The 1,620-nt window shown below is 47.1% G+C and carries 1 protein-coding gene; it reads right to left on the minus strand.

The window, feature by feature from the left end:
• Positions 1 to 128 precede the first annotated feature (128 nt).
• A complete protein-coding gene (locus tag GPL15_RS17140; RefSeq protein WP_215699914.1) occupies positions 129 to 1,343 on the minus strand; it encodes an IS110 family transposase in 1,215 nt (404 codons plus the stop codon).
• Positions 1,344 to 1,620 lie beyond the last annotated feature (277 nt).

Raw genomic sequence — 1,620 nt, forward strand, 5'->3', positions numbered from 1 at the left:
GAAAGCCTGCTAATAAAAAGTCAAGTGTTTTTTGAAGAAAATTTCAAAAGGTCGATTTGATATTTTAGGGTATTACTTTTAAGCCGCCAGAACTGCCGGCTTTGAAAAGGGTGATATAGAAACAGGTGTTACTCTGCGTGCTCCAAGTTCCGCAGGCACTCTTTGACTTTACCATAATAAATGCGGAGGAACTTATTCGCTCCGGCGGTCATGTAGACATAGTAAGGCTTTCCCTGTGCCCGCTTTTTATCAAGAAAACGATATACTGGATCGTCCTCAGGGGCATTCTGGAGCAGGGTCGTCATGATTTGAAATAAGGTCTTGCGCAGCCTGGCAGAGCCAACTTTTGATGCCCTGTTGCTCTTGGACTTATGCTGGCCGGACTCATCCACGCCGGGGTCAACGCCTGCAAAGGCGGTCAGTGCTTCCCTGTGGGTAAATCTGGACACGTCGCCAATCTCAGCGATGAGCTGCGGGCCATAAGTCTTCCCAACGCCATAGATGCCCATCACGGTGCTGTATTCAGGGAGGGTGGATGCCAACGCATTCATTTCCTGACGGAGACGTTCCACATGTCCGGAAGCAAGGTTTAACTGCTGGATGCTTTGCTGGATCAACAGCTTATAGGTCTTCTCCTTTGGAAAGACGGCAGCCAATTCTTTTGAAGCATTGAATAGTTTTTCGGGCTTGTCCTGTTGGAAGATGTAGTGGTGCTTCTTGCAAAAAGCCTTGTAGCGCTCTGTAAAGGTTTTTAACCCAATCTTGCGGACGCAGTCCACATGCCAGAAAGAATAAGCATAGTCAACCCATTTTTCGCTTCCGTCCTCACGAGGCGGGCTGTCAAAGAGTTTATTTACACCGGGATAAGTATTATCCAACAGTGCAATCAGGTTTGCTTTTGCGGCAACCTTTTGCTTCATAAAGAAGCTGAATTGAGAGTTTAAAGTTTTTAACTGAGTACGTGTATTGTCCATACCTGAATATTGGCGCAATTCTGCCCAGTTGTCAAGAGTATAGCGTGCAATCTTGCGTGCGTCTGCCGGGTCAGATTTGACCTTGCGCAGGGAGTTGTTGCCGAAGCTTTTGATCAGGTGGGGATTCACAACGGAAACGAATAATCCGGCTTCGTACAGAGCCTTAAGCATGGGCTCATGGTATCTGCCCGTACATTCCATAACGATTTTGGTTGAACCCTCTAATGAACCAAGGTAATCAGCAAGTTCATTGAGGTTCTGGGATGTATGGGAAACATCGAAAGGTTTGCGGATTACAGTGCCGCCAGGCCGCAGGACTGCGATGGTGCTCTTGCCTTTTGAAACATCAATCCCTACTGCGTTGTACATTCTATGTACCTCCAAAAGTGAATTTGCATGGATTCCAGCATTCCTCATTGCCGATTCCATCTCCTGGGGTATCAAACGAACGTGGTGTGGAAGTTCAACCTGCATAAATCGAACGGCTGCAATGACAGGCTGGCTGACAGGCTTTCTTACGGACGTCAATGGTCCTAGGAGCGATCGTCAGACCGATGCCTAATCATTATACAGCTTAAACAATGAGAGGATTAAGTCCCAACTGGCTGTTGGGTACTGAAACCCTACACTTATATATTAGGAGGAG

It is taken from the genome of Clostridium sp. MCC353 (genome assembly GCF_018785315.1).
Classification (GTDB): Bacteria; Bacillota; Clostridia; order Lachnospirales; family Lachnospiraceae; genus CHH4-2.